This window comes from 'Camptotheca acuminata' phytoplasma (assembly GCF_041276565.1).
GTDB lineage: Bacteria > Bacillota_I > Bacilli_A > Acholeplasmatales > Acholeplasmataceae > Phytoplasma.
In genome coordinates, this window is the sequence record NZ_JBGGGR010000025.1 from 1 (window position 1) to 4774 (window position 4774).

At 23.3% G+C, this 4774-nt stretch carries 4 protein-coding genes; 2 read left to right on the forward strand and 2 right to left on the reverse strand.

Going from position 1 to position 4774, the window contains the following annotated elements:
- Together AB6A63_RS01900 and AB6A63_RS01905 are read left to right on the forward strand one after the other, a co-directional pair.
- The coding region (locus tag AB6A63_RS01900; RefSeq protein WP_370431004.1) for a hypothetical protein at positions 1-1957 on the forward strand (1957 nt) is incomplete at its 5' end.
- Positions 1958-2134: 177 nt separating this feature from the next.
- Entirely contained in the window at positions 2135-2626 is a 492-nt protein-coding gene (locus tag AB6A63_RS01905; protein WP_370431005.1) for a hypothetical protein, read from the forward strand.
- 25 nt (positions 2627-2651) lie between these two features.
- On the opposite strand, the gene AB6A63_RS01910 is transcribed toward AB6A63_RS01905, so the two are convergent.
- Complete coding sequence (locus AB6A63_RS01910; protein WP_370431006.1) at positions 2652-3539, reverse strand: deoxyribonuclease IV; 888 nt, start codon at positions 3537-3539, stop codon at positions 2652-2654.
- Positions 3523-4774 (reverse strand): DEAD/DEAH box helicase (locus tag AB6A63_RS01915; RefSeq protein WP_370431007.1); only part of this gene is annotated, 1252 nt, incomplete at its 5' end. The genes AB6A63_RS01915 and AB6A63_RS01910, both read right to left, overlap by 17 nt.

Here is a 4774-nt window from a genome sequence, read left to right on the forward strand (position 1 = left end):
TGATTCTGATATGAATCAAGTTATTGAACCTTTAACAACAGCTCCAACTGCAAATAATGAACCGTCTTCACAAATTCCTTCACAAACAGTTGAAATTTCTGATTCTGATATGAATCAAGTTATTGAACCTTTAAAAACTTCATCTTCTACCAACGAACAAAAGACAATTCGAGAAGCAGGAGAAGAATCGGAAATAAGCAAAGAGTTAGGAAAAAAATTCAAAGAACAACAAGAATATTTGTTTGAATATAAATATACACAACAAATTTTTTCAGACGCACAAGCTCCTTTATATAATGATGAATTACAAACAAATAAAGAAAAAAGAATTGAATTATTATATAATGATGAATTACAAAAAAATATTAGAAAAAGAATTGAATTATTAGAAGACTTTCCAGAAGCTGCAAAACAACAATTTGTAACGGAGAGAAATATTTTTTTTATTTCTTTTTTAACGGAGTATTATAATGGGGTTCACAAACATATTTCGAACGAGGTGAAACCTCAAATTGATAGATTATCCCAAGAATTAGAAGAAGAATTAAAACAAGTCTTTAACAAATTTTCTGATATAAAAGAAATTTTTGATATAAACACATTTTTAACAAGTATAAAATATGAAATAGAGAAATTATTTCCTCAATCGATTGAAGAAAATAAAGAAAAAGAAAATAAAACAGAATTAGATAAATTTAATTCGAATAATAATTTTGTTGTACTTTTTGAAGATTTTCCATATAATGTAATAGCAGAATTTTCTAAAAATTACATTATAAATATTCAAAAACTTAGAATTAAAAACTTAGATTCAATTATATACTACTTTCAAACTTGTATTGAATATGAAAATATAGAAACAATCCAAAAATTAGAATATATAAAAAAAATGTATTTCAAATTTATTTATATGATTCAGTTATTATCTCAAAATGAAAAGATTCCTTACATATTAAAATCACAATATTATAATTTTTTAGATGATTATAAATCTAGATTATTGAATTCATTAAACAATTTAGATCAACAAATTAATTCTATTAAAGTAATATTAAAAAAACAACAAGAAAATATAAAAGAGAAATACAATGATATAAGCGAAGAATACCGTAATAAATTAATTTCCGAATTAGATATTACTCTTTCAGAAAACAATCAAGAAAATCTAATAAAAGATTTTTTGATAAAACAAAATTCGTTGATAAATAATATTACTGATATATATAAAAATATTGACCAAATTTCGATTTTAGTTAAACATTTAGAAGACAACAAATTGAAAGGTTTTGTTAAAAGCGAAATGGAAGAATTTATTTCAGAATATAAGAGTTTTGAAACTGATAAGAGAGATTATGAATTATATTTCCGAAATTTAAAAACAAATCTTGAATCGGAAAAACAAAATAAAATATTTTTTTTTGACAAAGAACAAAATAAACTTAAAGATGAAATACAAATATTACAAACAAACGCAACATTATTATTAACTCAAATAAACCAAGACTCAGATCCGTTTTTTAGTAAACAAAAAGAATTCAAAGATAACAAAATAAAATCAAAAAATAAAGAAGATGTATTAAACAAATATGAAGAATATTCAAATAATACAAAAAACAAACTTAATTTAGCATATAATATTCTGAATATCGACTTAGATCAAAAAAATTCTCAGATCAATTTGGATTTATCTTCTTCTATTGATAAAATAAATTCAAATTTTCAAAATAATTTTGATAAACAGATGATAAATTTTATATCTAAATTAAGTTGGGAAAAAATAACAGAAAACAATGTGCCTTATTATATTTCCAGAATTCAAAATGAAGTAAAACGTAAAATAGATGAACACCTTATACATTTACGAAATGTCAAAATTGATTTCCTAGAAAAAATGACGTATATGATTTTAGATTACGAAATTAAAAGAATCGATAAAATACCTTTTGATGAAAATTAGAAATTTTTGTTTAAAATGCATTTCTATTGTTTTTAAATTCTAAAATTAGAAGAAAGGTTTTTATATAATACTATGACTCAAAAAAAGTATTCTCCAATTTTTTATTTTTTACTTTCTTTTAATTTTATTATATTATTGTTTAATGTTTATTTTTTGTATGGACAGAAAATTTTTAATTTGTTTCCAAATAATTCTGGATATTTAACAGAAAAAGAAATAACAGCTTATCATGAATCTGGACATACATTAATTGCTTTAGCTCATCCAGAACATTTTGAAGTTAAATACGTTACTATTAAAAAAAGAGGTCATACTTTAGGGCATACTATGACTATAAAAAAAAAGGCAAACCCTAGGTTAGATGTTTTGTTGTCTTTTGGAGGACAAGCGGCTCAATCTTTTTTAGCTGATAATAATAAAATGGATCCAAAAAAAATCAAAGAAGGATGTTCTGATGATATTAGGAATGCTAAAAACGCTTTTCAAAGAATACAACCACCCAAACCAAAACAATTAGATTTTTATTTAAAAGAAACTAAACAGATAATCGAAAAAAATCAAAAAGTTTTAAAAATAATTGCCCAACGATTAATAGAAAAACCAAACGAAACTATACGTAAAGAAGAATTAGAAGATATTATAAAGAAAAATCCTATTTCATTAAATTGAATAGGATTTTTTTATTTGTGAATTTTTATTTATTGATTAAAATATTTTTTATATTAGGATTAAATTTTTTTTCTTTAATCATTTCGATTTCTAATTTATAAGGAGGAAGATTATTAACAAAAGGAGTTTCTAAAATTTTAGGCAAAGAGGAAAAGAGAGGATGATGAATAATTTTAATTAAAGATTCAAAACCTATTTTCCCATAACCAATATTTTCATGTCGATCTTTTTTGTTTCCTAAATCATTTTTAGAATCATTAATATGCAAGACACTTAAATATTTTTTATTAATAATTTGTTCAAATTCTAACATAACTGATTCGAAATTATTTTTAATATCATATCCTGAATCGAAAACATGACAAGTATCAAAACAGACGCTAATCCTGGTTTTATCTTCGATTAAATTAATAATTTCTTTCATTTCATTAAAAGAAGAACCTATTTCAGTTCCTTTTCCGGCCATCGTTTCAAGCGCTATTTTTGTTTTTAAAGAAGAGGTATTTTGAAAAATTTGATTAATTCCTTGTGCTATGAATTCAATAGCTTCTTTTTTTGTTTGTTTGAGACTATTGCCAGGATGTAAAACCATTTGAGGAATTTGTAATTTTGCGAATCTTTTTAATTCTTCAGTTAAAAAAGAAATAGCGAAATTTCTTTTTTCTAGAGAAGGATTAGCTAAATTAATTATATAAGGAGCATGACCAACTAAATCATTTAAGTTTAAATTATTTTTTTCTATTTCTTGTAATGTTTCTTTAATAAAGACTTTTTTTATATCAATTCTTTGATTATTTTGAGGAGCTCCTGAATAAATCATAAAAGTATTAGCTCCAAAAGATAAAGTTTCTTTTAAAGAATTTAAGTAAAAAGAAGGACTTTTAAAAGATACATGACTACCTATTTTTAGCATATTTTTTATTTTTATCGAACTTTCTTTTTTTTATTTTATAATTTTTTTTTATTTGAGGAACATTTTTTTTATGGGGCGAAGTTAAAAATGTTTGGATTTTTTTTGTTGTTCTTGGTTCTTTTTTCTCTTTTTCAGAAAAACCGTTTTTATTTAAAGTTATTTCTTTAAAAATAATATTGTTTTTGATTTTTAATTTATTTAAAGTTTCTTTATCTTTTTCATCATAAAAAACAATTATTTTGCCTTCTTTACCCATTCGTCCTGTTCTTCCGCTTCTATGTTGAAAAAATTCTAGATTTTTATGAGGTAAATCATAGTGAATGACCCATTCGATATCTAGATCAAGACCTCTAGATACTAAATCACTCGCTAAAATATATTGATATTTGGCTTTTCTGATTTCATTCATAAAATATTTTCTTTTTTCTATTGTGAGATCAGAATGAAAATTTAAAATATTAAGTTTTAATTCTTTCAGAGAAGTATATACTTTTGATTGTTCTTGTTTGGTGGAAAAAAAAATCAAAGCCGAATAAGGATTGAGATTTTTCATCAAATGCATTAAATCATTTAAACGTGTTTCTTTGTAACTTAATAAAGCGTAATATTTTAAATTTAATTTTTGTTTATCATTGACATTTAAGAATAAAGATTTTCCGAAATATTTATTGATGAAAGGTGTCATATTTTCAGTTATAGAAGCTGAAAATAATAAAATTTTAGGTTGCCATTTGATTAGTAAATTATCTAATAAAGATAAGGAATTTTGATCAAATAACATATCTGCTTCATCTAAAACCAACAAAGAAGATTGATAAAATTTGATTACTTTCAACAAAGAATCATATTGAGCTAATTTATCCAGAGTAGTTATAATTAAAGGAGGTTGTTTTTTTTCAAAAGTTTTAAGTATTTTTTGTTTATCCATTCCTCTGTATAAAATTTTGATTTGAGAACTTTTTGGTTCTACCTCTTTGGACATTTTCAAAATTTGAAAAATTAACTCGTTGGTAGGAACGACAACGATGGCTTGAATTGTGTTTTTATTCCAGTTAATTTGATTTAAAATAGGCAATAAATAAGCATGTGTTTTACCTGTTCCTGTGGGCGATATCCCTACTAAATGAAAAGGTTTATGAAAATTTTTGAATATTTCTTCTTGAATAGGTGTTATTGTTTTGAATTTTAATTGTTTCAATTTAGATTGAATATAGTTTTCCATTTTTAATTCCTTT

What these genes read in the sequence shown, in the direction of transcription:
- AB6A63_RS01910 (WP_370431006.1), bottom strand. Translation starts at nt 3,539, where the DNA reads ATGCTAAAAATAGGTAGTCATGTATCTTTTAAAAGTCCTTCTTTTTAC.